This window comes from Sphingomicrobium sp., from assembly GCA_036563485.1.
GTDB lineage: Bacteria > Pseudomonadota > Alphaproteobacteria > Sphingomonadales > Sphingomonadaceae > Sphingomicrobium.
Genome location: DATCMI010000001.1, coordinates 1,117,501 through 1,140,678 on the forward strand (window position 1 = coordinate 1,117,501; position 23,178 = coordinate 1,140,678).

The 23,178-nt window shown below is 67.2% G+C and carries 23 protein-coding genes (1 of these 23 only partly in view); 10 read left to right on the forward strand and 13 right to left on the reverse strand.

Annotated elements, in window-relative coordinates; translation table 11 throughout:
• On the forward strand, nt 1-930 hold the 3' portion of the coding sequence (locus VIL42_05875; GenBank protein HEY8592377.1) for an ATP-dependent DNA ligase. Its footprint begins 90 nt before the window's first position; only the last 930 of its 1,020 coding nucleotides appear in the window; the start codon falls outside the window, past its left edge; the stop codon is at nt 928-930.
• Nucleotides 927-1,505, forward strand: a complete 579-nt coding sequence (locus tag VIL42_05880) for an alpha-ketoglutarate-dependent dioxygenase AlkB (GenBank protein HEY8592378.1) — start codon at nt 927-929, stop codon at nt 1,503-1,505. Before VIL42_05875 ends, VIL42_05880 begins: the two co-directional genes overlap by 4 nt.
• Here VIL42_05880 and VIL42_05885 read toward each other — a convergent pair.
• The gene (locus VIL42_05885; GenBank protein HEY8592379.1) at nt 1,502-2,383 is read right to left on the reverse strand and encodes an arginase family protein; all 882 of its coding nucleotides are present in this window, start codon (nt 2,381-2,383) and stop codon (nt 1,502-1,504) included. The genes VIL42_05880 and VIL42_05885 overlap by 4 nt on opposite strands.
• A 39-nt stretch (nt 2,384-2,422) precedes the next feature.
• On the opposite strand from VIL42_05885, the gene hutI reads away from it, so the two are divergent.
• A complete protein-coding gene (hutI, locus tag VIL42_05890) occupies nt 2,423-3,634 on the forward strand; it encodes an imidazolonepropionase (GenBank protein ID HEY8592380.1) in 1,212 nt (403 codons plus the stop codon).
• Nucleotides 3,631-5,292: a urocanate hydratase gene (hutU, locus tag VIL42_05895; GenBank protein HEY8592381.1), complete on the forward strand. Its 1,662-nt coding sequence runs from the start codon at nt 3,631-3,633 to the stop codon at nt 5,290-5,292. Before hutI ends, hutU begins: the two co-directional genes overlap by 4 nt.
• Nucleotides 5,293-5,299: 7 nt before the next feature.
• On the opposite strand, the gene VIL42_05900 is transcribed toward hutU, so the two are convergent.
• From VIL42_05900 to VIL42_05910, 3 genes are read right to left on the reverse strand one after another with little or no spacing between them, the layout of a single operon-like run.
• Nucleotides 5,300-5,800, reverse strand: a complete 501-nt coding sequence (locus tag VIL42_05900; GenBank protein ID HEY8592382.1) for a GGDEF domain-containing protein — start codon at nt 5,798-5,800, stop codon at nt 5,300-5,302.
• Nucleotides 5,770-6,078, reverse strand: a complete 309-nt coding sequence (locus tag VIL42_05905) for a hypothetical protein (GenBank protein ID HEY8592383.1) — start codon at nt 6,076-6,078, stop codon at nt 5,770-5,772. Before VIL42_05905 ends, VIL42_05900 begins: the two co-directional genes overlap by 31 nt.
• 24 nt (nt 6,079-6,102) lie before the next feature.
• Nucleotides 6,103-6,405, reverse strand: a complete 303-nt coding sequence (locus VIL42_05910) for a hypothetical protein (protein HEY8592384.1) — start codon at nt 6,403-6,405, stop codon at nt 6,103-6,105.
• 122 nt (nt 6,406-6,527) lie between these two features.
• On the opposite strand from VIL42_05910, the gene hutH reads away from it, so the two are divergent.
• Nucleotides 6,528-8,036: a histidine ammonia-lyase gene (gene hutH / locus VIL42_05915; GenBank protein HEY8592385.1), complete on the forward strand. Its 1,509-nt coding sequence runs from the start codon at nt 6,528-6,530 to the stop codon at nt 8,034-8,036.
• Here hutH and VIL42_05920 read toward each other — a convergent pair.
• Nucleotides 8,029-8,415, reverse strand: a complete 387-nt coding sequence (locus tag VIL42_05920; protein HEY8592386.1) for a DUF2147 domain-containing protein — start codon at nt 8,413-8,415, stop codon at nt 8,029-8,031. The genes hutH and VIL42_05920 overlap by 8 nt on opposite strands.
• A gap of 158 nt (nt 8,416-8,573) precedes the next feature.
• On the opposite strand from VIL42_05920, the gene VIL42_05925 reads away from it, so the two are divergent.
• The 3 genes from VIL42_05925 to VIL42_05935 are packed head-to-tail and all read left to right on the forward strand — an operon-like array spanning nt 8,574 to nt 14,360.
• Complete coding sequence (locus VIL42_05925) at nt 8,574-9,323, forward strand: protein ImuA (protein HEY8592387.1); 750 nt, start codon at nt 8,574-8,576, stop codon at nt 9,321-9,323.
• Nucleotides 9,244-11,079 (forward strand): DUF6504 family protein, encoded by a 1,836-nt coding sequence (locus VIL42_05930; GenBank protein HEY8592388.1) that lies wholly within the window; start codon nt 9,244-9,246, stop codon nt 11,077-11,079. Before VIL42_05925 ends, VIL42_05930 begins: the two co-directional genes overlap by 80 nt.
• Complete coding sequence (locus VIL42_05935; protein ID HEY8592389.1) at nt 11,076-14,360, forward strand: error-prone DNA polymerase; 3,285 nt, start codon at nt 11,076-11,078, stop codon at nt 14,358-14,360. Before VIL42_05930 ends, VIL42_05935 begins: the two co-directional genes overlap by 4 nt.
• Here VIL42_05935 and VIL42_05940 read toward each other — a convergent pair.
• From VIL42_05940 to serS, 3 genes are read right to left on the reverse strand one after another with little or no spacing between them, the layout of a single operon-like run.
• Nucleotides 14,357-15,163 carry an alpha/beta hydrolase gene (locus VIL42_05940; GenBank protein HEY8592390.1) on the reverse strand — a complete coding sequence of 269 codons (807 nt, stop codon included), beginning with the start codon at nt 15,161-15,163 and terminating at the stop codon, nt 14,357-14,359. The genes VIL42_05935 and VIL42_05940 overlap by 4 nt on opposite strands.
• A gap of 20 nt (nt 15,164-15,183) precedes the next feature.
• Complete coding sequence (locus VIL42_05945) at nt 15,184-15,885, reverse strand: alpha/beta hydrolase (protein ID HEY8592391.1); 702 nt, start codon at nt 15,883-15,885, stop codon at nt 15,184-15,186.
• A gap of 6 nt (nt 15,886-15,891) precedes the next feature.
• A complete protein-coding gene (serS, locus tag VIL42_05950) occupies nt 15,892-17,151 on the reverse strand; it encodes a serine--tRNA ligase (GenBank protein HEY8592392.1) in 1,260 nt (419 codons plus the stop codon).
• A 120-nt stretch (nt 17,152-17,271) separates the two neighbouring features.
• Between serS and VIL42_05955 the strand changes: the two genes are divergently transcribed.
• On the forward strand, nt 17,272-18,231 hold the full coding sequence (locus VIL42_05955) for a DUF808 domain-containing protein (protein ID HEY8592393.1): 960 nt from the start codon (nt 17,272-17,274) through the stop codon (nt 18,229-18,231).
• Between the two features lie 5 nt (nt 18,232-18,236).
• Here VIL42_05955 and VIL42_05960 read toward each other — a convergent pair whose 3' ends face one another.
• From VIL42_05960 to VIL42_05975, 4 genes are all read right to left on the reverse strand, one after another.
• Entirely contained in the window at nt 18,237-18,764 is a 528-nt protein-coding gene (locus tag VIL42_05960) for a flavin reductase family protein (GenBank protein ID HEY8592394.1), read from the reverse strand.
• Nucleotides 18,765-18,814: 50 nt separating this feature from the next.
• Nucleotides 18,815-19,585: a phenylalanine 4-monooxygenase gene (locus tag VIL42_05965; protein ID HEY8592395.1), complete on the reverse strand. Its 771-nt coding sequence runs from the start codon at nt 19,583-19,585 to the stop codon at nt 18,815-18,817.
• Between the two features lie 203 nt (nt 19,586-19,788).
• Nucleotides 19,789-19,950: a Flp family type IVb pilin gene (locus VIL42_05970; protein HEY8592396.1), complete on the reverse strand. Its 162-nt coding sequence runs from the start codon at nt 19,948-19,950 to the stop codon at nt 19,789-19,791.
• A gap of 121 nt (nt 19,951-20,071) precedes the next feature.
• Entirely contained in the window at nt 20,072-20,524 is a 453-nt protein-coding gene (locus tag VIL42_05975; GenBank protein HEY8592397.1) for an Lrp/AsnC family transcriptional regulator, read from the reverse strand.
• 142 nt (nt 20,525-20,666) lie between these two features.
• On the opposite strand from VIL42_05975, the gene VIL42_05980 reads away from it, so the two are divergent.
• Nucleotides 20,667-22,919 carry a S8 family peptidase gene (locus VIL42_05980; GenBank protein ID HEY8592398.1) on the forward strand — a complete coding sequence of 751 codons (2,253 nt, stop codon included), beginning with the start codon at nt 20,667-20,669 and terminating at the stop codon, nt 22,917-22,919.
• Here the strand turns inward: VIL42_05980 and VIL42_05985 are convergent.
• The gene (locus VIL42_05985) at nt 22,903-23,178 is read right to left on the reverse strand and encodes a 4a-hydroxytetrahydrobiopterin dehydratase (protein HEY8592399.1); all 276 of its coding nucleotides are present in this window, start codon (nt 23,176-23,178) and stop codon (nt 22,903-22,905) included. The two genes, VIL42_05980 and VIL42_05985, sit on opposite strands and share 17 nt — an antisense overlap.

The window sequence follows — 23,178 nt, forward strand, 5'->3', positions numbered from 1 at the left end:
TTCCGCTGCCTCGCCGCGCGCCAACGCGGCGGCGAGGTCACGCTGACCTCCAAGTCCGGCAAGCCGCTCGGGCGCTACTTTCCCGATGTTGTCGCAATGCTCGGAGCACTCCAGGCAAAGGACTTCCTCCTCGACGGCGAACTCATCATCCCGGTCGGCAACGCGCTTTCGTTCGATGCGCTGCAGCTCCGCCTTCATCCGGCCGAGAGCCGCGTGCGCAAGCTCGCCGCCGAACATCCGGCCGAGCTGATGCTGTTCGACCTGCTGGAGCTCGACGGCGTCGACCTCACCAGCAAGCCGCTTGCTGCCCGGCGCGAGGCGCTCGAAGACTTCTTTTCTGCAAACCAGATTCCGGGGCTGCACCTGTCCCCAGCCACTCTCGACCGCAGCACCGCTGTGGGCTGGCTCGAGCGCAGCGGCGGCGCGCTCGACGGGGTGATCGCGAAGCGCACCGATCTCGAATATCGCTCCGGCGAGCGGGCGATGATCAAGGTCAAGCAACAGCGGACCGCCGACTGCGTCGTGGGCGGCTTCCGCTATGGAGCCAAGCAACGCCAAGTCGCGTCACTCATGCTCGGCCTCTACAATGACGCAGGCCAGCTCGACCATGTCGGCTTTACCTCGGCGATTCCGACTGCCGACCGGCCGGCCCTGACGGACAAGCTCGAAAAGCTCGTCGGCGGCAGCGGTTTTACCGGCAATGCGCCGGGCGGGCCGAGCCGCTGGAACCGCGGCAAGGAAGTGCCGTGGCAGCCGCTCGAACCCAAACTCGTCGTCGAGGTCCGCTACGACCAGATCAGCTCGCGCCGCTTTCGCCACGGCACCGGCTTTGTCCGCTGGAGGCCCGAAAAGGATCCGAAGCAATGCACATTCGACCAGCTGGCGCCGGAGCTGAAGCCGTCCGAGCTCAAGGAATTGTTCGCCCAGTGAGCCTGCTGTTCGACGCCCCTTTGATCGACGGGCTCGTCTATCGCGACGAAGTCATCTCCGCCGCGGACGAACAAGCGCTGGTCGCGCAGCTTAGCGCGACTGACCTCGCGCCGTTCCGCTTCCATGGCTGGACCGGCAATCGGAAGACGAAGAGCTTCGGCTGGCGCTACGATTTCGACGACGCCAGCTTCTTGCCGACGGAGCCGGTGCCCGACTGGCTTAATCCGCTGCGGCAAACGGCAGCCGCCATCGCCCAAGTCGCACCGACCGACTTCGTGCATGTCCTTCTTGCGCGATACGATCCTGGTGCCGGTATCGGCTGGCACCGCGACCGCGACGTCTTCGGCCAGGTGGTGGGCTTCTCCCTCGGCACGCCCGCAACCCTGCGCTTCCGCCGCCGCAAGCCAGGCGGTTTCGACCGGGCCAGTATCGACGTCCTGTCGCGCTCGGCCTACTTGCTTTCAGGCGCCGTTCGCACAGATTGGGAGCATAGCATCGCGCCCGGCGACCAGCTGCGCTTCTCCATCACCTTTCGCACATTGTCGGAGAAGGGGCGGCGGATCGCCGCCGCCTAGCGACTTTCGAGTCCGGCGATGCACTCGGCGACCCAGCGCGCGGCCGTCAGTGCACTGAGGTCCGTGCTGTCGAGCGGCGGATCCCATTCGGTGAGGTCGATAACGCGGACGCGGTGATCGCCGGCAATACGCCGCACCGCCCAGAAGAAATCGTTCACGTCCATGCCGCCAGGCCTTGCACCGGGCGCACCGGGCATTTGCGCGCGGTCGATCACGTCGATGTCGCAGTCGAGCACGATGGCATCCGCGTCCGCGAGGTGAGCGAGCGCCCTGTCGACAGCGGGGCGGATGCCTTCCCGGCGCACCTCTTCGATGCTGACGACCAGATTGCCGGCGGCGAGCGCGTCCCGGTGCATCTTCGCGGTATTGGCGAAGCTCGCGAGGCCGATCTGAGCGATATTCCTTCCCGGCAGTCCATCGGCGAGGAGCGCCCGAACCGGATTTCCGTTGCTCAGGCCATCGTCGAGCTCGCGCATATCGAAATGCGCATCGAGCGTGATCAGCCCAATCCGCGCTATCGGCAGGTCTAGTGCGAGCAGCGCAGGCCGCGTCACGGCGTTGTTGCCGCCGGCAACGAGCGTCAGCGCATGCTCCGAAGCGCTCGCCGCCACGGCGGCGCGGATCGGGCCAGTCGCTTCCTCGATCGTCATGCCCTCGAGCGCGACATCGCCGCGGTCGCGTACCGGGGAGAACAGCGATCGGCCGGTCTCGATGTCGTAGCGGCCGATGCGCTTCAGTGTCTGGCGCAGCCTGCCCGGCGCCTGATCGCAGCCGCCCGGCGTGACGGAGCCTACTGCCAGCGGCGCGCCGACAAGGCCGATCGGCACCTCGCCCTCGCTGACCAGAAGTTCCGACAGATTGGGCCAAGCGCTCTCCATGGCTTTGCCGTAGCAACCCGCCTCGCCTATGCGCAAATCATGTGGGACCGGCTGCTCGTCGACTGCAATATTGCCACCTTCGAGGAGAGCCCCGGCAACCCGCTTGGGCTGATCGAAAATGGCGCCATCGGCATCGCCGACGGCAAAATCGTTCGCGTCGGCAAGCGCACGGAGCTGGCCGGCTACAGGTCCAAGAAGGTCGATGCGCTTGGCGGCGCCTGGGTCACGCCCGGCCTGATCGACTGCCACACGCACCTGGTGTTCGGCGGCACGCGCGCCGACGAACATGCGATGCGCCGCGCCGGCGCCACTTATGAGGAGATCGCGAACGCGGGCGGTGGCATCGCCTCGACTGTCAAGCGCACCGCCAAGGCTTCCGACGAGCAGTTGCTGGAGCAGAGCCGGCGGCGTTTGCGGTCGCTGATGCGAGGCGGCTGCACGAGTGTCGAGGTGAAGTCGGGCTATGGGCTCAGCCCCGACAGCGAGCTTCGGTTGCTGCGCATCGCGGCGCAGCTGGGCGAAGGCGCAGCGGTGCGGATTGTCCCGACATTGCTTGCGCTCCACGCGCTCCCTGCGGACCAGAAGGACCGCCGCGCGCACTATGTCGGCGAGATCATCGACAAGCTGATCCCTGCGGCGGCGGAGCAGGGGCTCGCGACCAGCGTCGACGCCTTCTGCGAAGGGATCGCCTTCACCCCTGACGAGGTCGAGCGCCTCTTCAAGGCCGCTGCGCATCATGGCCTCCGCGTTCGCCTCCACGCCGAGCAACTGTCGAACCAGAAGGGCGCGGCGCTCGCGGCCAAATATAAGGCACTGTCCGCCGACCATCTCGAACATCTCGACGATGCAGGTGCCAAGGCGATGGCCGCCGCGGGCACGGTCGCCGTTCTCCTTCCCGGGGCATTTTACGCGCTCCAAGAGGAGCGGAAGCCGCCCGTCGCGATGCTGCGCAAGCACAAGGTTCCGATCGCGGTCGCCACCGACTGCAACCCCGGCACGTCGCCGCTCCTGTCGCCGACCTTAGCCATCAATATGGCGTGCACCTTGTTCGGGCTGACGCCGGAAGAGGCGATTGCCGGCATGACGGTCAATGCTGCGCGGGCGCTCGGCCTCCGTCATAAGATCGGCACGATCGCGCCGGGCAAGCAGGCGGACCTGTGTGCCTGGAAGATCGAAAGCCTGGCCGAGCTCGGCTATTGGATCGGTCTCCCTGGCCCGGAACGGCGCATCTTCAACGGAGCAGACAGCTGAACACCGACACACGCGATAACTCACGCCACATCCGCGCCAGGCGCGGGAGCGAGCTGAAGGCGAAGAGCTGGGCCACCGAAGCGGCCGTCCGCATGCTGATGAACAACCTCGATGATGAGGTCGCGGAGGATCCGCAGAGCCTCGTCGTCTATGGCGGGATCGGCCGAGCGGCGCGCAACTGGCAATGTTTCGACAAGATCGTCGAGGTGCTCGAGCGGCTGGAGGAAGACCAGACCTTGCTCGTGCAGTCGGGCAAACCGGTCGGCGTCTTCCGCACGCACAAGGACGCGCCGCGGGTCCTCATCGCGAATTCGAACATCGTGCCGAAATGGGCGAACTGGGAGACGTTCAACGAGCTCGATCGCGCCGGGCTCATGATGTACGGCCAGATGACCGCCGGCAGCTGGATCTACATCGGCACGCAGGGCATCGTCCAAGGCACGTACGAGACCTTCGCCGAAATGGGCCGCCAGCATTTCGGCGGCGACTCGCGCGGCAAGTGGATCCTCACCGCAGGGCTCGGCGGGATGGGCGGCGCGCAGCCGCTTGCGGCGGTGATGGCCGGCGCTCACTGCATCGCCATCGAATGCCAGGAAAGCCGCATCGAGAAGCGGCTCGAAACTCGTTATCTCGACCGGCGCGCGTCAACCATCGACGAAGCGCTCGAGATCATCCGAACGGCCACGGAGCCGACCAGCGTCGGCCTCCTCGGCAATGCCGCGGAGATTCTTCCCGAAATGCTCGCACGCGGCATCCGCCCCGATGCGCTGACCGACCAGACCAGCGCTCATGATCCGGCCAACGGCTACTGCCCAATGGGCTGGAGCGTCGCCAAATGGCAGGAGATGCGCGAGCGCGATCCGGCCGCAGTCGCCGAGGCCGCCCGCATCTCCATCGCCCGCCACGTCGAAGCGATGCTGTCGTTCAAGGAGATGGGCGTCCCCACCTTCGACTATGGCAACAATATTCGACAGGAAGCGAAGGATATGGGCGTTGCCCATGCGTTCGACTTCCCCGGCTTCGTCCCCGCTTACGTGCGTCCGCTGTTCTGCCGCGGCGTCGGCCCGTTCCGCTGGGTCGCGCTCAGCGGCGACCCTGAGGACATCTACCGAACGGACCAGAGGGTGAAGGAGCTGATACCCGACGATCCGCACCTCCACCGCTGGCTCGACATGGCGCGCGAGCGGATCGCCTTCCAGGGATTGCCCGCGCGTATCTGCTGGGTCGGGCTAGGCCAGCGCCATCGCCTCGGCCTCGCCTTCAACGAGATGGTGCGGAACGGCGAAGTTTCGGCACCGATCGTCATCGGCCGCGACCATCTGGACAGCGGCAGCGTCGCTTCCCCGAACCGCGAAACCGAAAGCATGAAGGACGGCAGCGACGTCGTCTCCGACTGGCCGCTGCTGAATGCCCTGCTCAACACTGCGTCAGGCGCAACCTGGGTCTCGCTCCATCACGGCGGCGGGGTCGGCATGGGCTATTCGCAGCACGCCGGCATGGTGATCGTCGCCGACGGGACCGACGACGCGGCGCGCCGGCTCGAGCGCGTGCTGTGGAACGACCCCGGCACCGGCGTCATGCGCCACGCCGATGCCGGCTACGACATCGCCGTCGACTGCGCGCGCGAGCAGGGCCTGGACCTGCCGATGATCGGCTGAACCCACCTCAGCTCGCACGAGCATGTAGTGTGCGGTCGTCGCTGCGCTTGACCTCGTAAAGCGCGGCGTCGGCGACGCTGAGCAGCCGAGTCAGGTCTGGCCCATGCTCGCGGCCGCTTCCCGAACCGACGCTCGCGCCGGTGTGGATGATCCGCCCCTCGATCTCGTACGGCTCGGCTAGGGAGCGGGCGATCCGGCGCGCCATCAAATCGGCCTGGTCGTCATGGTCGACATTCGTTTGCAGCACCGCGAACTCGTCGCCGCCCAGGCGCACCGGCAGGTCGCCGCCGCGCAGCAGCCGTTTCAGCCGCTGTGCGACCAGCTTCAGCAAGGCATCGCCGACCACATGGCCGTGGACGTCGTTCACCGGCTTGAACCGGTCGAGGTCGAAGCAGTGCAGGACGACCCTCTTACCGCCGCATTCGCGCACAGCTCGCAGGAACGCATCTTCCAGCGCCAGCCGGTTGGGAAGGCCGGTCAGCGGGTCGGTTCGGGCGAGCGACGCCATCGATGGCGAAGCTCGATCGCCTCGACCGCATCGCGGTATCGCGCGATCATGCTGTTGGTTCCGCCGGCGAGCAGCGCGGCCAGGACGACCGCAAGCAGCGGATGAGCCGCTCCCTCGACCGCCAGGGACGCGCTTATTACCGGAATGACCGCCAGCAGGACGGAGGGAATCGCGATCCACGGGCGCAGCGAAATGCCGATCGCGACCCCGGCCGCATAGCCGACCACCAGCGCAACGATGGGCAGATGATCCGGGACTGGTGCGGAATGGATGCACAAAGCGGCGAAGATGCCGAGCAGGAGCTAGAAGCTCAGCGACACCGTCGCATAGGCCTGCTCGACCGCTCGCGCTTCGGCGACGTGAAAGGACGGCTGGCGCGCGATTCGGCGCAGGACGAGCAGGACTCCCAGGCGAAGCAACCCAACTGCCGACCCCGCCAGTGCAAAGCCCTCGATCGCCGGCGCGCTGCTGTCGTGAGCGCAAATCGCGGAGGCGAGGATGAAGAGCGCAGTCATGATCGTGCTCGGGACGAGCGATGTCAGCAAGCTCTGGACGAGCTCAACGTAGGTGCCGTCTGACACCATCAGGCGTTGCGTGCGGGTCATGAACGCTAAGGATGCGCGGCCATTCATTGTTAGTGGCTGAAACTTGCATCCGAACTGGATCTGTTTGCCTTCGCAGCGCTGCTTGATTGATGATGCGCGGCAAAGGCGGCTAGGGAACGCCGGTGCTTAGCCTTGACCCTTCATCGATCGACCTCGCCATCTTGCGCGACCTGTGGCGCGGCGCGCCGATGCGGCTGGCCGATGCCGCGATGGAGCGGATCGACAGTTCCGCTCAAGCGGTCGATCGCATCGTCGCGTCGGGCGACACCGTTTATGGCGTGAACACCGGCTTCGGGCTTCTGGCCAACACCCGCATTCCCGACGACCGGCTCGCGGAACTGCAGACCAACCTGATCCTGTCGCACAGTGCCGGCTTGGGCGAGCCGTTTCCGCGGCACGTCACGCGCTTGATGATCGTCCTCAAGCTGCTCGGGCTCGGCCGCGGCCATTCGGGCGTGCGCCGCCAAGTGATTGACGCCGTTCAGCGCTTGCTCGATGCCGACGCCATGCCGCTGATCCCCGCGCAGGGCAGCGTCGGCGCGTCGGGCGACCTCGCGCCCCTCGCTCACTTGATCGCCGCACTGATGGGCTACGGCCGCATCGACGTCGCCGGCGACATCATGCCCGCACGCGACGCGCTAGGGCGCATCGGTCTGAACGAGCTCCAGCTTGGCCCGAAGGAAGGGCTGGCCTTGATCAACGGCACGCAGGCGAGCTGCGCGCTGGCGCTCGACGCTCTGTTCGCCGGCGAGCGCGTGTTCGCCGCCGCAATCGCCGCCGGCGCTTTGTCCGTCGATGCACTGAAGGGTTCGGCCAAGCCGTTCGACGCGCGCATTTCGGATCTTCGCGGCCAGCCCGGGCAGATCCGGGTCGCCGCTGCAATCCGCGAGCTTCTCGACGGCAGCGAGATCCTGACCAGCCATGTCGCCTGCAGCCGTGTCCAGGACCCCTACAGCTTCCGCTGCCAGCCGCAGGTGATGGGCGCCGCGTTCGACCTGATTGCCGGCGCCGCGCGCACGCTGACCATCGAAGCCGCCGCCGTGACCGACAATCCGATCATCTTCGCCGATGAGGACAGCGCCATTTCCGGCGGCAATTTCCACGCCCAGCCGGTGGCCTTCGCGGCCGACATGATCACCATGGCTTTGTGCGAGGTCGGCTCGATCTCCGAGCGGCGGATCAGCGTCCTCGTCGACCCGAAGATGAGCGGGCTGCCGGCCTTCCTGACCGAGGATAGCGGCGTCAATTCAGGGCTGATGATCCCGCAGGTGACCGCCGCCGCCCTCGTCAGCGAGAACAAGAGCCTCGCCTTTCCGGCCAGCGTCGATTCGATTCCGACGTCAGCCGGGCAGGAGGATCATGTGTCCATGGCGCCGATCGCCGGACGCAAGGCGGCGCAGGTCGCGCGCAATGCCGCGGGCGTGATCGCGGTCGAGCTGATGGCTGCGGCCGAGGGCATCGACTATCATGCGCCGCTCAGGACCTCGCCGAAGCTGCAGGCGATCTACGAAGCGGTTCGCGCGCTGTCGCCGCACTTCACCGCCGACCGCTATTGGGCCGACGAAATGAGCGCGCTTCAGGCAGCGGTGCTGGAGGGCGGCATTGCCGCCGAAGGCGTCGCTTTTAGCTGACGCGCGTCCAGCGCTGTTCCTTGCAGATGATGCCGGCAATCGCGCAGGCGCGGACGATCATCACGTTCGGCCCGGCCTGGCGGACGGTCGCGGATCCGGCGATGTCGCGCTTGGGCTCGAAGGCGCGGCCCTTGAACGTGCCGTCGCCGGCAGGCCTCAGGCCGGTCAGCACGCGGGTGCCGGGCGTCACGCCCTTCTGACGGTTGTGCGCCGAAGCCGAGGCGACGGTGCCGCAATAAGCGCCGCCGCACGGCGCGACGCGCACGATGACCGTGCCCTTGGCATTCTTCCATTGCCCCTCGATCGGCGCTGCAGAAGCTGCGGCCGGGATCGCCAGGGCGGCTGCGGCGAGGGCCGCTTTGGTCAGAATCGCTTTCATGTTCATGCTCTTAGATCGGCTTTATGGCGGAAATGGCACGCTCAGCTTGCGCTTGGATGAACTGAAGGCGCCGCCGGCCTTCCAGCTGAGTCGCGCCATTGACTCCTCTCTCCCAAAAAGTGGAACATAAAGGGAACAAAGGAGTCGTCGAGTCGCTTATGCCTGCCGTCCTCAACCCGAGCCTCGATTCGCTGCGTGCGCAAGTGCGCGCGATCGAATCGGCCGGCGCGGCGGCGCGGCACAAGGTGCTGCCCTTCGGCATCCCCGACATGGACGATCGGCTCGCAGGCGGCGGGCTCGCCCGCGACGCCTTGCACGAGGTTGCGGCCGCCAGTGCGGCGCTCAGCGACGATGCTGCCGCGACCCTGTTCGCCGCCGGGATCGCCGCACGGCTGAAGGGCGCCGTGTTATGGGTGCTCGGCCGCCACGACCTGTTCGCGCCGGCGCTCGCCCAGGCCGGCCTTCCGCCCGATCGCCTCATCTATGCCGAATGCCGCAAGGACGAAGACGCGCTGGCGGTCACCGAAGAAGGCGTCCGCCACAAGGGCATCGGCGTCGTCGTCGCCGAAGTCGGCCGGGTCGCCATGACCGCGACTCGCCGGCTGCAGCTCGCCGCCGAAGACAGCGGCACGACGGCGCTGCTGATCCGCCGCTGGCGGAGCGCGGCCGACCCGTTGATCGGGCCATCGGCGGCGGCGACCCGCTGGCGCATCGCCTGCGTGCCGTCGGAACCGTTGGCGGTCGCCGGCATCGGCCGTCCGCGCTGGGCGATCGAGCTGGTGCGCCAGCGCGGCGGCCCCACTTACGACTGGATCATGGAGGGAAGTGATGAAGCGGGTCGCCTCGCTCCACCTGCCGGCGCTCAGCATCGAACGGCTGCGCCGGCGCGGGCCCTCAACGCCGCCTGAAGCGGTCCCGCGCGCCTGGGTTCCGACCGCGCGGATCCCTGAAAACACCAAGGAGCGTCAGCAGCTGCTCGCGCTTCGCGAACGGCTGGAACAGGACAGCGGCCTCGCTCCTGAAGGTGTAGCGATCGAGGATTGCTCCTGCCCGCGCGGCGGCGGCTGGCGTCCCGGCGCGCGCTGGGCGAGCCGCGAAGCCCGCCAGGCCGAAATCGACGCGATGCCGGCCCACCAGCGCCCGCCGATGCGCATGCTCGGACGGCGCAGCGAAGCGGTCAAATCGCTCCAGTTCCCCGGCGAAAGCCGGGGAGTGGGAGCGCCGCAACGCGCTGCCGCCGGGGCACCGCTGGCGACCACCCACCGCACCGGCCAGCGAATCACCCTCGCCGCCGTCTCCGCCGAAGCTGTCGCCCTCGGCCTCACGCCCGGCATGGCCGTCACCCACGCACGCATGCTCGTTCCCGACCTCGAGCTCCGCGATTCGGACGCGCAAGCCGACGCCGCCGTCCTCACCCGCCTGGCCCTTTTCGCCGCTCGCCGCTGGACCCCGCATGCGGCCGTCTCGGGCGCCGACGGGCTGTGGCTCGACCTCAGCGGAGTCGCCCATCTGTTCGGCGGTGAGCAGGCGATGTGTGCGCGCATCCTGCGTTTTTGCGCGCGGCTCGGCTTCACCGCCCGGATCGCCGTCGCCGGCACGACCGGCGCTGCCCACGCCCTTGCCCGCTTCTCGCGCCAACCGATCACCCTCTGCCCGAACGGTGCCGAAGCCGATGCCATCGCCCCGCTCCCGCCAGCCGCGCTGCGCCTCAACGAAGCGGCACTCAGCGCCGCCCGCCGTTTCGGCATCGGCTCGGTCGCCGAGCTTCTGCAAATGCCCCGCGGTCCGCTCGCCCGCCGCTTCGGCAAGCCGGTGCTGACCCGCATCGACCAGGCGATTGGCCGGGCAAGCGAGCCGTTCGACCCCATCGTCCCGCACGAACCGCCGCGCGCGACCCTGCGCTTGCTCGAACCGATCGGCACCGCCGAAGCGATCGCCCAGGTTATCGCCGACCTCGCCACCCTCCTCACGAAGCAGCTTGCCGACCAGGGGCTCGGCGCCCGCCGCATCCTCCTCGTCTGCGACCGCGTCGATGGCGGCGAGCAGCGCCTCGCGATCGGCATGGCCGGCGCCACGCGTGACCCCAAGCACCTCACCGGCCTGCTCGCCATGAAGGTCGAAGCCATCGAGCCGGGCTTCGGCATCGAAGCGATGCACCTCGTCGCCACCCGCTCCGAACCGCTCGCCCCCAAACAGATCGGCAGCGATGAGGACGCCGACCTGCCGCCGCTCGTCGACCGCATCGCCGGGCGGATCGGGGCTGACCATGTTTTCCGCATGAGCGCGCTTGAAAGCGACGTTCCCGAACGCAGCGCCACGCGGGTCGCCGCGCTCGACACGCCGGTTGAATGGCCGCGCCACTGGCCACGGCCGGTGCGCATGCTCGCCCGTCCCGAACCGGTCGACAAGGTGCTCGCCGAATTGCCCGACCAGCCGCCGCTGCGCTTTTCCTGGCGTGGCAAGACCTATCGCGTGCGCAAGGCGGACGGGCCGGAGCGGATCTTCGGCGAATGGTGGCGCCGCACCGGAGAGGCCGATGCAGTGCGCGACTATTTCCAGGTCGAAGACGAAGGCGGCGCCCGCTTCTGGCTGTTCCGCCGCGGCGACGGGCTCGATCCCAAGACCGGCGACCTCAGCTGGTGGATGCACGGGCTGTTCGGATGACTTACGTCGAGCTCAACGCCACGTCGCATTTCAGCTTCCTGCGCGGCGTCTCGTCTTGCGAGGAGCTTTGCTCGGCCGCGGCGATGCTCGGTTACAAGCAACTTGGCTTCACCGACCGGAATTCCGTCGCCGGCCTCGTCCGCGCCACCATCGCCGGCGACCAGACCGGCATCCGGCCGGTGATCGGCTGCCGGCTGGACCTGGTAGACGGCGCCTCCGTCCTGGTCTGGCCCGAAGATCGCGCCGCCTGGTCGCGGCTGACCCGGCTCCTGACCGTCGGCAAAGGCCGCGCCGACCCGCGCAAGGGGGAGAAGGGGCAATGCTTCCTCTATTGGGAAGACGTCGCCGCTTGGGGCCAAGGCCTCGTCGCCGCGCTCGTCCCCGGCAAGGCCGATGCGGTCACCGAAATGCAGCTCGCGCAGATGGCCGACATCTTCGGGTCTCGCGCCCACCTTGCGCTCAGCCTGCGCCGCCGACCCGGCGACGCCAAACGCATTCACGACCTCGACGGCCAGGCGCGCCGCTTCGGCATCCGCAGCCTCGCTGTCGGCGATGTCCTCTACGACAGCCCGGACAAGCGCCTGCTCCAGGACGTCGTCACCGCCATCCGCAACAAGTGCACGGTCGACGAGCTCGGCTTCAGGCGCGAGCGCTTCGCCGACCGTCACCTCAAGAGCGCCGCGCAAATGGAGCGCCTGTTCGCGCGCTATCCCGACGCCATCCGCGCCACGCGCGACATCGCCGACCGCTGCACCTTCTCGCTTCGCGAGCTCAGCTACCAATATCCCGACGAGATCGTGATGAGCGGCCGAACGCCGCAGCAGGCGCTCGATCAAATGACCCGCGCAGCGCTGGCCGCCAAATTCCCGGACGGCGTCCCCGACAATTACGCCAAGCTCCTGGCCCACGAGCTCGAGCTGGTCGGCCGCCGCGGCTACGCGCCTTACTTCCTGACCGTGAACTCGATCGTCGCTTTCGCGCGCAGCCAGGGCATCCTCTGCCAGGGCCGCGGATCGGCCGCCAATTCGATCATCTGCTATGTGCTCGGCGTCACCTCGATCGACCCGATCAAGCACGAATTGCTGTTCGAACGCTTCATCTCCGACGCGCGCGACGAGCCGCCGGACATCGACGTCGATTTCGAACATGAGCGGCGCGAGGAAGTCATCCAGTGGATCTACGAAACCTACGGCCGGCGCCACGCGGCGCTGACCGCCGTCGTCAGCCGCTATCGCGCGCGCGGCGCCGTCCGCGAGGTCGGCAAGGCTTTGGGCTTGCCCGAAGACGTGACCGCCGGTCTCGCCGGCTCCGTGTGGGGTTGGTCGAACGAAGGCGTGCAGCAGAAACATGTCGACGAACTCCACCTCGACGCGACCGAACCGCGCCTCGCGCTGACCCTCGACCTTGCCCGCCAGCTGATCGGCACGCCCCGGCACATGAGCCAGCATCCCGGTGGTTTCGTCCTCACCCGCGATCGTCTCGACGATCTCGTCCCCATCGAACCCGCGGCGATGGACGACCGCCAGGTGATCGAATGGGAGAAGGACGATATCGAGGAATTGCGTTTCATGAAGGTCGACGTGCTCGGCCTCGGAATGCTCGGATGCATGCGCCGCGCCTTCGACCTGCTCGCCGAACACAAGGGGCAGCGGCTGGTGATGGCGGACCTGCAGGACGACGATCCGCAGGTGTTCGCGATGATCCAAAAGGCGGACACCTTGGGCGTCTTCCAGATAGAAAGCCGCGCGCAGATGAGCATGCTGCCGCGCATGAAGCCGAAGGAATTCTACGACCTCGTCATCGAAGTCGCGATCGTCCGTCCCGGTCCGATCCAGGGCGACATGGTGCACCCCTATCTCCGCCGCCGCGAAGGCAAGGAGAAGCCGGAATATCCGCGCCCGGAGCTCGAGGCGGTGCTGAAGCGCACGCTCGGCGTGCCCCTGTTTCAGGAACAGGCGATGAAGGTCGCGATCGTCGGCGCCGGGTTCACGCCTGCCGAAGCCGACGCGCTCCGCCGCTCGATGGCGACCTTCAAGTTCACCGGCGGCGTCAGCAAATTCTACGACAAGCTGGTCGAAGGCATGGTGTCGCGCGGCTACCCGCGCGAATTCGCCGAACGGACCTTCAAGCAGATCGAAGGCTTCGGCAGCTACGGCTTCCCCGAAAGCCACGCGGCCAGCTTCGCCAAGATCGCCTACGCCTCATGCTGGATGAAGTGCCACCATCCGGACATCTTCTGCGCCGCGCTGCTGAACGCGCAGCCGATGGGTTTCTACGCCCCCGCCCAGATCGTCCGCGACGCCCGCGACCATGGCGTCGAGATCCGCCCCGTCAGCATCAACGACAGCCGCTGGGACTGTACCTTGGAACCCTCTCCCGCCTGCGGGAGAGGGAAGGGTGAGGGCCTGTCTTCTTACCTCCCCCTCCGCCTCGGCCTGCGCATGGTGAAGGGCCTCGCCAACATCCACGGCGCGCGCATTGTCGCCGCACGTTCCGACCGCCCGTTCGAGAGCATCGAAGACGTGTGGAAGCGCTCGGGCGTACCGGTCGCCGCGCTGGAGCGGATCGCCGATGCAGACGGCTTCGCCTGTCTCGGAATCGACCGCCGCCAGGCGCTGTGGCGGGTCAAGGCCCTGGGCGAAACGCCGCTGCCCTTGTTTGCCGCCGCCGATGCACGCGAAGAGGGCCGCGAGCCGGCTGTCGTGCTCAACCCGATGAGCGACGGCCGCGAGGTCGTCGAGGATTACCGCTCCATCCAGCTGTCGCTCCGTGCGCATCCGCTGGCCTTCCTGCGCGGCCGGCTCGATGCCGAAAAGGTCACGCCCTGCGCGGGCCTCGCCTCAATCAAGGACGGCCGGCGTGCGATCGTCGCCGGCATCGTCCTCGTCCGCCAGCGTCCGGGATCGACCAATGTCACCTTCATCACCATCGAGGACGAAGGCGGCATCGCCAACATCATCGTCTGGGCGAACCTGTTCGAAAAATACCGCCGCATCGTCATGTCGGCGACGATGCTGAAAGTGCACGGGACCGTTCAGCGCGAAGGCGAGGTCATCCACATCATCGCCAGCCATATCGAGGACGCCTCGACGATGCTGACCTCGATCGGCGAAGCGGCCTTCCCGCACAAGGTGATGCCGGCCGACGGTGCCAGCGGCGGCGGCGCGCCCGACCCGCGCAGCCCCAAGCTCGTCCGTCCCCGCGACGTCTATATTCCGCCCTTCACCGAAGCCGCCGCCGAAGGCCACGAGATCCCCATCAAGTCACGAAACTTCCACTAAAGGCAGCGGTCGCACGGCACCGCCGGCGGCGCGCCTTCAATCTCCGTCAGGAAGCGCGAAATCCCGCTGACGATATCGCTCATCACCGGGCGGTGCACGGCGAAGCCGGCGTGGCGCGAATCGACCTCGATCGCCCGATCCACTTCATCTTCCCGCCCACGCGCTGCGCCCGGCGCAACGATCCCGTCGCGCCGCGACCAGAAGGCCAGGGTCGGCACCGGCGGCTTGGCCGCATAGCGGCGGAACGGCGGCTCGTTGACGTCGTGGCCCGCAACCCGCTCATACAATGCGCAGACGTTGGTGTTGGTCTTGAGGTCGCCCGAAAATGGCGAGCCGAGCGTCACGACGGCGCGGATCTTGTCCGGACAGCGGTGCGCCAGCTCGCGAGCGAACATGCCGCCGAGGCTCCAGCCGACGACCAGCACCTTTCGCCCCTCGGCGACGGCGTCGATTCGGCTGCACAGCAAGTCCATGGTGTCGGCCTTGGCGCCGCGGTTGAAGCCCAGCAGCCACGGATGCGTGCGCCATCCGCCGCGTGCCAGCGCGCGGCGCAGGTCCATGGTCGTTCGATCGTTGGCGAGGAATCCGGGGATCACCAGCGCCGGCGGGCCGTCCTCGGGTCCGCGCGGGCAGATCGGCCCGAGACCGGCGAGCGACCGCGGCAGGCGCCACGCCAGTTCGACATATCGTGCGTAGCCTGGAGGCGCGAGATGATCCGGATCGACCGGCGGCAACTCGACCGGGCCGAGTGGCGCCGGTGACCGCCGCCACACCAATCGGTCGATGTGCAATCTTTCCAGCACCGAAATGACAACGCTACGGATTAGCGCTTTGTTGCATCCACCTCATCCAGGAAGCTCACGATCTCACGTGCCGCCCGACGGGCCACCCTGGGGGACATCGCAAAGCCCATGTGGGTCGTATCCAGCTCCACGGCCTTGTCGCGCGTGTTCTCGGCGCCCCGAGCCGACGGTGCCCCGACGATCCCGTCGCGTCCCGACCAGAGCGCGAGCGTCGGCACCGGCGGCTTGTCCTCGATGTGCGGGATCGGCGGCTTGTCGACCGGATGGCCGGCGACGCGCTCATAAAGCTTCCACACGCTGGTGTAGCGCCGAAGGTCACCCCAGACCGGCGATCCCATCGTCACCACCGCACGCACCCGGTCGGGCTCGGCGCGCGCGATCTCTCGGGCATAGAGGCCGCCGAGGCTCCAGCCGACGATCAGCATCGGCTCCTTTGCCCCGCAGGCATCGACGGCCCGCTTCAGCCGTTCGAGCGTGTCCGCACGCGCGCCCCAGTTGAACCCCTGGCGCCACGGATGAACCCGGAATCCTGCTTCCGCCAGCGCACGCCGCATCTCGGTCGTGTGCCGGTCGTAGGAAAGGAAGCCCGGGATCACCATCGCCGGCGGCCCGTCCGCCGGACCGCGCGCGCGAAGATGGCCGGCCGAACGGGGAAGATAGGCAAACAGCGCGCCGATCTCCTTCAGCCGCTGGCTCCGCTTGGGTCGTCCTTCCTCGCTCACCTGTGCCTAAAGGTATTCGGCGCCCATCAGTTCCTGCAGCGCTGCAGGCAGCCGCACGCGGCCGTCCTCCGTCTGATGATTCTCCAGCAGCGGCACGAGGATCCGAGGCGAGGCGAGCGCGGTATTGTTGAGCGTGTGCGCGAACCGCACCTTCCCGTCGCCGCCCCGGTAGCGAATGTTCGCCCGCCGCGCCTGCCAGTCGTGAAGCGTCGAGCAGCTGTGGGTCTCGCGATATTTGCCGAGGCTTGGGACCCAGCTCTCGATATCGTTCATCCGATACTTCCCGAGGCCCATGTCGCCGGTCGACGTCTCGATCACCTGGTACGGGATTTCCATCGCCTGCAGCATTTCCTCGGCCAGCCGCAGCAGAGTCGCATGCCATTCGGCCGACTGCCTCTCGTCCGCTTCGCAGACGACATATTGCTCGACCTTCACGAACTGGTGGACGCGCAGCAGCCCGCGCACGTCCTTGCCGGCGCTTCCCGCCTCCCGCCGGAAGCAGGGCGAATAGCCCGCATAAGTGATCGGCAGCTTGTCGGCCTCGATAATCTCGCCCGAATGGAGCGAGGTCAGGACCACTTCGGCCGTGCCCGCCAGCCACAGATCGTCGTTGGGAAGCTCGTATGTCTCCTCGCGGTGGCCGGGGAACTGCCCCTGGTTGAGGAAGGCCTGTTCACGCGCGATCGCGGGCACGGTGATCGGCGTGAAGCCTGCCTTGCCGATCCGCTCCAGCGCCCAGCCCATCAGCTTGGTCTCAAGCAGCGCCAGCGCGCCTTTCAGGCAATAGGTCCGGCTACCCGAGACCTGCGTGACGCGGCTTAGATCGCCCCAGCCGTTCTTCTCGATAAGCGCGACATGGTCGAGCGGCTCGAAGCCGAACTTCGGCGGCTCGCCGACGGTGCGGATCACCTCGTTGAAGCTCTCGTCCGGCCCGACCGGCGCGCCTTCGTACGGGATCCCGGGCAGCTTCATCTGAAGTGCCTTGAGCGCCGCTTCCTTGTCGCCGATCTCCGCTTCCAGAGCCGACGCCTTCGTGCCCGCTTCCTTGGCCTTGCGCCCAAGCTCCGCTTTCTCCTGCGGCGAGGCGTCCTTGAACTTCGCGCTGACGGCGTTCCGCTCGGCACGCAGCTGGTCGATCTCGGTCTTGGCCGCGCGGACCTCGGCGTCGAGGCTCAGCACCTCGTCGAGGTCGACATCGACATTCTTATCGCGGATCGCGCGCTCAACGGCGGCGCGGTTCGCCTTCACAAAATCCAGTGCCAGCATGAGCGGGGCACTAGCGAAACCCTGCCGTCATTGCGAGCGGCGAAGCCGCGCGGCAATCTAGCCGCGCTTCTGGATTGCTTCGTCGCTTGCGCTCCTCGCAATGACCGGTAATCGACAGTCATGCCCTCAGGCCTGATCGCGCTCCTCGACGACGTCGCCACCATCGCCAAGCTTGCCGCCGCGTCGCTCGACGATGTCGGCGCTGCGGCCGGCAAGGCCAGCACCAAGGCGGCGGGCGTCGTCATCGACGACACGGCGGTCACGCCTCGCTACGTCACCGGCCTCGCGCCGGAGCGGGAGCTGCCGATCATCGGCAAGATCGCGCTCGGCTCGCTTCGCAACAAGCTGCTGATCCTGCTTCCCGCGGCGCTGCTGCTCACCGCTTTCGCGCCGTTCCTCGTGACGCCGCTGCTGATGATCGGCGGCTCCTATCTCGCCTTCGAAGCCACCGAAAAGATCCTCGAAAAGCTCCTTCACGAGCATCATCACGAGGAGGAATTGGTCGACGCCATGGCCGACCCGGCCGAGCTCGAAAAGCTCCAGGTGAAAGGCGCGATCCGCACCGATTTCATCCTCTCGGCGGAGATCATGGCGATCGCGCTCGCCAGCCTCGAGCATCTCAGCCTCATCACCACCGCCTTCGCGCTGGTCGCGGTAGCGCTAGCCATCACCGCCGGCGTCTACGGCGTCGTCGCGGTGATCGTGAAGCTCGACGACATCGGCCTTCACATGGCCGAGCGCGGCGGCGCCGGCACTCGCGCCTTCGGCAACGCACTGGTGCAGGTCGTGCCCAAGATGCTCAGCGCGCTCGCCATCATCGGTACGGCGGCGATGCTTTGGGTCGGCGGCGGCATCCTGCTGCACGGGCTGGAGGAGATGCATGTCCTCGAGCCGCTGACCCATGCGGTCGAATCCCTCGCGCATGGCGCGGGCGAAGCGGCCGGAGCCCTGGGCGGCCTCGCCGAGTGGCTGGTGCACGCCATTGCCGGCGCCATTGCCGGCCTGATCGTTGGCGGCATCATCGTCGCGGTCGTCCGCCGCTTCACCAAGCATCCCGAAGAGCTGGTGGTCGACCTCTAGGCTTCTCAGTCGAAGTGCAGCCGGCGGTACTTCCCGCGGAAGTATAGGAGCGGATCGAGACCGGCATCGAAGCTCGCCTTCACAACCTGGCCGACCAGGATGTGGTGGTCGCCGCCGTCGTAGACGGCATAGCGTTCGCATTCGAACACGCAGAGCGAATCCTCGAGGATCGGGGCCCCGCTCTCGCCGCGCGACCACGGGGTCTTGCCGAACCTGTCCTCCACCCGCGTCGAAAAGGTGATGGAGGCGGGCTGCTGCTCGTTCTGCAGCACGTTGATCGCGAACTGCTCCGCCTCGATCAAGGCCGCGGCGCTCAGCGCCTGCTTGTGAAGGCACACGAGCAGCAGCGGCGGGTCCAGCGACACCGACGTGAAGCTGTTGACCGTCAGCCCCGCCGGCTCACCCTCGCCATTGAGGCAGGTGACGACCGTGACGCCGGTAGCGAAGCAGCCGAGCGCGTCGCGCAGGGTGCGCGGGTCGTGCCCGGTGCGATACTCGCCCCGCTGCGACTGATCGTTCGGCCGGTCTGCCATCGCGCATGGCTATAGGAGCCAATCTCCGCCGCGACACCCCTCCCTTCGAACTACAGCGCGAGCAGCGCTTCGGCATCCAGCGCCATCACCTCGGCGATCGTCGCGTCGAGCGACTCCGAGACCAAATAGCGCGGCTGGAAAGCGTCATGTTTGTAGGCCGTGTGCACGGCTCGCGACGCGCTGAAGGGCAGCCGCTCCACCATCTCGTCCTCCAGGCTGAAATGCGCCTCGCCGAAGCTCGACGCCAGCCCGGCGCCCAGGATCTTCAGCGAACCCTCTTCGCGCCCGAGCCCGAACTCGACGCTGTGCCAGTAGAGCCGGGCGGCGCGCGCTCCCTCGCCGGCGGCGATCGCCGCCAGCCCAAGCTCGCCGATGTGCCGGGCCATGTCAGCGAACCCCGGATGAGCAAGCATCGGGATGTGGCCGAACATGTCGTGAAAGCAGTCCGGCGCCTCGAGATAGTCGAGCTGCTCGCGTTTGCGGATGAAGTTGCCGACCGGGAAGATACGCTCCGACAGCATGGCGAAGAAGGCTTCGTCCGGCACCAGACCGGGCACCGCAACGGTGCGCCACCCGGTCCTTGGCTGCAGGATGGCATTCAGCCCTTCGAGGTCGGGGACGCCTGGGTGGGATAGGCGCAGGAGGTCGATCCCCTGCAGGAATGGCGAAACGACGCGGCTGCCGAGCAGCTCCACCTGCCGGGCGAAGAGCAGGTCCCAGACCGCATGGTCTTCGCCCGTGAACGCTTCCCAGCATTGCGGAACGACATAGTCGCGCCAGTGCTCGGCCGGATTTGCCGTGTCGATCTTCTCCCGGAGCATCTCAATTCCTTCCGTCGGGCAACAAAAAACCCGCCGAGCTTTCGCTGGCGGGCTGAGGTTGGTCGTCTGAAGCTTACGCGCGCGTCAGCCGATCCCAACCTCGTCGGGATAATAGTAGCTGCGGCAGGCGGACGTGCGCGTCATTGCGGGCCTTTGTGCCCCGCTGCAGCTGAACCTTCAATGGCCGCGAGCCGGCGCGGTGATCATTTCAGATTGTTGCTGACGTTCTGATAAGTGTTGTTGAGATTGTTGCCGAGCGTGTGGAACGCTCCAACGGCGGCCACCGCGATCAGCGAAGCGACGAGCGCATATTCGATCGCGGTCGCCCCGCGCACGCAGCGGAAAATCCGTGTTAACCGCACCATGGCCCCACTCCTTGTTAACCCTGGCCATCTGGCCTGCCCGACTTTGCTCTCTCCCGCGCTGCCAAATGCTTGCCGGTCGTGGTTAACGAAGGCGGCTGAAATGCCCCGTTTGATTAGCCGCTCACGCTAGCGGCACGGCGGTCGTGAACTTGACGATCCGCTTGATGAAGCTCGTTTCGTAACGGCGCACGATCGCCATGCTCGCGAGCCGGTCCGTGAAGCTGTTGAAATGCTCCATGTCGGTAACCGCGACCATCAGGAGGGCGTCCATCGCACCGCTGATTTCGACGAATAGCTGCACTTCGGGAAAGGTACGGATCGTCCGCCTGAATCGGTCGGCTTCCTGCGGTTGGTGCCGGTCGAATTGGATATTCACGATAGCGGTGACCCGCTTGGCGAGGAACCGCTCGTCGAGAACGGCGACTTCCCTCGCAATGACGCCCACACGCTTCAGGCTCTGGATACGGCGAGTGACCGCTGACCGCGAAAGGCCGAGTTCCTGGCCGAGCCGATCGGCGGATCGGCTGCTGTCTTCCTGCAGCAGGGTGAGCAGAGTGCGGTCGATTTCATCCATTCACATATGTTGCGCTCTCGGGGCCTCTTGCACAACTCTTGTGCGAACTCGTTCGGATGTCTGGGCACATTCGTCGCCTGCATCGAATAGCCTTTTCGCTGCTTCCGGTCGGAAGCGGGTAGATGGGCGAGGTCGCGCGACGATGTACGGTCTGCTTCGTATCGCAGGAATTTGCGTTCTAACGATCGGCCTCGCCGCGTGCGGCGGAGGCGGAGGAGGAGGAGGCGTCCAGCCCATTCCGACGCCGCCCGCGCCGCCGCCGCCGCAACCACCACCACCTCCCCCGCCTCCCGGCAGCGCGTTCAACACGCAGGAATATCAGGATTCGAAGGCTGCGGCGGCCGCAAGCGCGATTGTCGCCTATGACAATGGCGCCACCGGAAAAGGCGTCACGGCGGCGATCATCGACGACAGTTTCGCCTCGACCATCCCCGCCTTCGCGGGCCGCGTCCATCCTGCGTCCGTCGACGTCGTGGCTTCGCGCAGCCTTGATGGCGAACACCACCATGGCACGCCGGTCGCCACCATCCTCGGAGCGTCGCGGGACAATAGCGGAATGCACGGAGTCGCTTTCGATGCGACGCTGCTGATGCTGAGGACGGATACGCCGGGCACGTGCACCGCCTCATCGGTCACCTGCCAGTTCAACCAGTCGGACCTTGCGAAGGCCTATGACATCGCGGTCGCGAATGGCGCGCGTGTCATCAACATGTCGATGGCATTGTATCTGGAACCGGTCCTCATTGACGCGATCTCCCGGGCGACGGCGGCCGGCGTGGTCGTCATCCTTCCGGCCGCGAATAACGGCGATCCGGAGCCTTTCGCATCGGCGCTCATCGCGACCAAGCCAGAAGCGCACGGCGCCGTCATCATCGCCGGTGCGCTCAACGCCAGCGGGACCGCGCGGGCTACCTTCAGCAACAAGGCCGGCAGCGGCGCCAATGTTTATCTGTCGGCAGTGGGCGACGGCCTCCCCACCTACGACCGCGACGGTTCCTTCGTCTGTTGCGGATCGGGGACCTCTTTGTCCGCGCCGGCCATTGCGGGAGCCGTCGCGCTTCTCGCTCAGGCCTTTCCGAACCTGACCGGCCAGCAGATCGTCGAGCTGCTGCTGTCGACGGCGACAGACATGGGCACTCCCGGCACCGACGCCGTTTACGGTCGCGGCAAGCTGAACCTGACCGGGGCTTTCACGCCTCAAGGCGCGACCTCCCTGGCCGGGTCGACGGCGCCGCTGTCCCTGATCAGCAACGGCACCCTGTCGCCCGCCATGGGCGATGCGTCGGGCGAGCTTCCGGGGACGGTAATCCTGGACAGCTATAGGCGCGCGTTTCGCATGGATCTGGGCCGCACCCTTGCACCGAGCGCGCTCGACCGGCCCCTCCATGCCGCGCTTGGCGGCAGCTTTCACACCAGCTCGGCGGCGATGGGGCCGCTAGCGGTGTCCGTTACGACGGAAGCGTCAGGCCTGCCGCCGCTTGCGCAGTTACAGCTGTCGGGCAGTCAGGCGGCCAGCGCGCGCGCGATTGCCGCGACCGCGCTCGCGCGAGTGTCGCCCCGCACCGCATTTGCGTTCGGCTTTTCCGAAACGGGCCGGGCGCTGCAGCAACGGCTGGCGGGCGATGGCGGGAACCCCTTCTTGGTCGCCGGAGATGCGCTTGCCGGTAACGGCTTCCGGGGCCGGGTCGGCACCACGGTCGGCGTGCGCCACGACGTCGGACCGCTGGGGCTGACGATGACTACGGAGAGGGGCGAGGTGCGCAGCTACCGCTCGGCACGGGACTTCGACAATTCGCAATACCGGTCGACCGCGCTCGTCGCCGACCGAAGGTTCGGCGTCCTCAAGACTCGGTTTGGCGCTGCACGGCTGACCGAGGAGGCGACGGTGCTCGGCGGCCGGTTCGGTTCCGTCTTGTCCAACGCCGGGTCGACCAGCTGGTTCGCCGATGGCGAGGCATCGCTCGACCTTGGCTCGGGCTGGGCCGCCGGCGCCGCTTACCGCCGCGGCTGGACGTCGATCGGCGCCAGCAACGCATTGGTCGCGGGCGGGCGGCTGTCGACTTCGGCTTTCGCGTTGGACGTGACCAGGACCGGCACGTTCGCCCGCGGTGACAGGATCGCATTTCGCCTCACCCAGCCGCTCCGCGTCCGTCGCGGCGGGTTCGATCTCAACCTGCCCGTCACCTATGATTATGCGTCCGGCCAGGTCGGCTATGCGCGCCGCTTCCTGAATCTCGCGCCGACCGGGCGCGAGCTCGATTATGAACTCACTTATGGAAGGCCGCTGTTCGGCGGGACCATCGCGGCCAACGCATTCCTTCGGACCGAGCCCGGCCATGTGCGCGCCATGAGCAAGGACCTCGGTGCCGCCTTGCGCTTCAACCTTCGCTATTGAACCCTGACTGTGCTGCCAGACGGCCGATCGCCTCCGCCAGCGCCACATCGCGATCCGTGACGCCGCCGGCGTCATGGCTGGTCAGCCGCAAATCAACGCGGTTCCAGACACTCGTGAATTCCGGATGATGGTCGACCTTCTCCGCATGCATCGCCACGCGGGTCAGGAAGGCGAAGGCCTCAGCGAAGTCCTTGAAGGTGAACGTCCGCACCAGCGCTTTGCCACCATCTTCGACCGTCCAGCCTTCCGGCGCTTCCAT

Coding starts and splice junctions, on each gene's coding strand:
- VIL42_05935 (HEY8592389.1), top strand. CDS start 11,076: ATGACTTACGTCGAGCTCAACGCCACGTCGCATTTCAGCTTCCTGCGC.
- VIL42_05900 (HEY8592382.1), bottom strand. CDS start 5,800: ATGGCGTCGCTCGCCCGAACCGACCCGCTGACCGGCCTTCCCAACCGG.
- VIL42_05960 (HEY8592394.1), bottom strand. CDS start 18,764: ATGGCAGACCGGCCGAACGATCAGTCGCAGCGGGGCGAGTATCGCACC.
- VIL42_05920 (HEY8592386.1), bottom strand. CDS start 8,415: ATGAAAGCGATTCTGACCAAAGCGGCCCTCGCCGCAGCCGCCCTGGCG.
- VIL42_05970 (HEY8592396.1), bottom strand. CDS start 19,950: ATGGTGCGGTTAACACGGATTTTCCGCTGCGTGCGCGGGGCGACCGCG.
- VIL42_05925 (HEY8592387.1), top strand. CDS start 8,574: ATGCCTGCCGTCCTCAACCCGAGCCTCGATTCGCTGCGTGCGCAAGTG.
- VIL42_05930 (HEY8592388.1), top strand. CDS start 9,244: ATGAAGCGGGTCGCCTCGCTCCACCTGCCGGCGCTCAGCATCGAACGG.
- VIL42_05980 (HEY8592398.1), top strand. CDS start 20,667: ATGTACGGTCTGCTTCGTATCGCAGGAATTTGCGTTCTAACGATCGGC.
- serS (HEY8592392.1), bottom strand. CDS start 17,151: ATGCTGGCACTGGATTTTGTGAAGGCGAACCGCGCCGCCGTTGAGCGC.
- VIL42_05955 (HEY8592393.1), top strand. CDS start 17,272: ATGCCCTCAGGCCTGATCGCGCTCCTCGACGACGTCGCCACCATCGCC.
- VIL42_05965 (HEY8592395.1), bottom strand. CDS start 19,585: ATGCTCCGGGAGAAGATCGACACGGCAAATCCGGCCGAGCACTGGCGC.
- VIL42_05885 (HEY8592379.1), bottom strand. CDS start 2,383: ATGGAGAGCGCTTGGCCCAATCTGTCGGAACTTCTGGTCAGCGAGGGC.
- VIL42_05975 (HEY8592397.1), bottom strand. CDS start 20,524: ATGGATGAAATCGACCGCACTCTGCTCACCCTGCTGCAGGAAGACAGC.
- VIL42_05910 (HEY8592384.1), bottom strand. CDS start 6,405: ATGACCCGCACGCAACGCCTGATGGTGTCAGACGGCACCTACGTTGAG.
- VIL42_05985 (HEY8592399.1), bottom strand. CDS start 23,178: ATGGAAGCGCCGGAAGGCTGGACGGTCGAAGATGGTGGCAAAGCGCTG.
- hutI (HEY8592380.1), top strand. CDS start 2,423: ATGTGGGACCGGCTGCTCGTCGACTGCAATATTGCCACCTTCGAGGAG.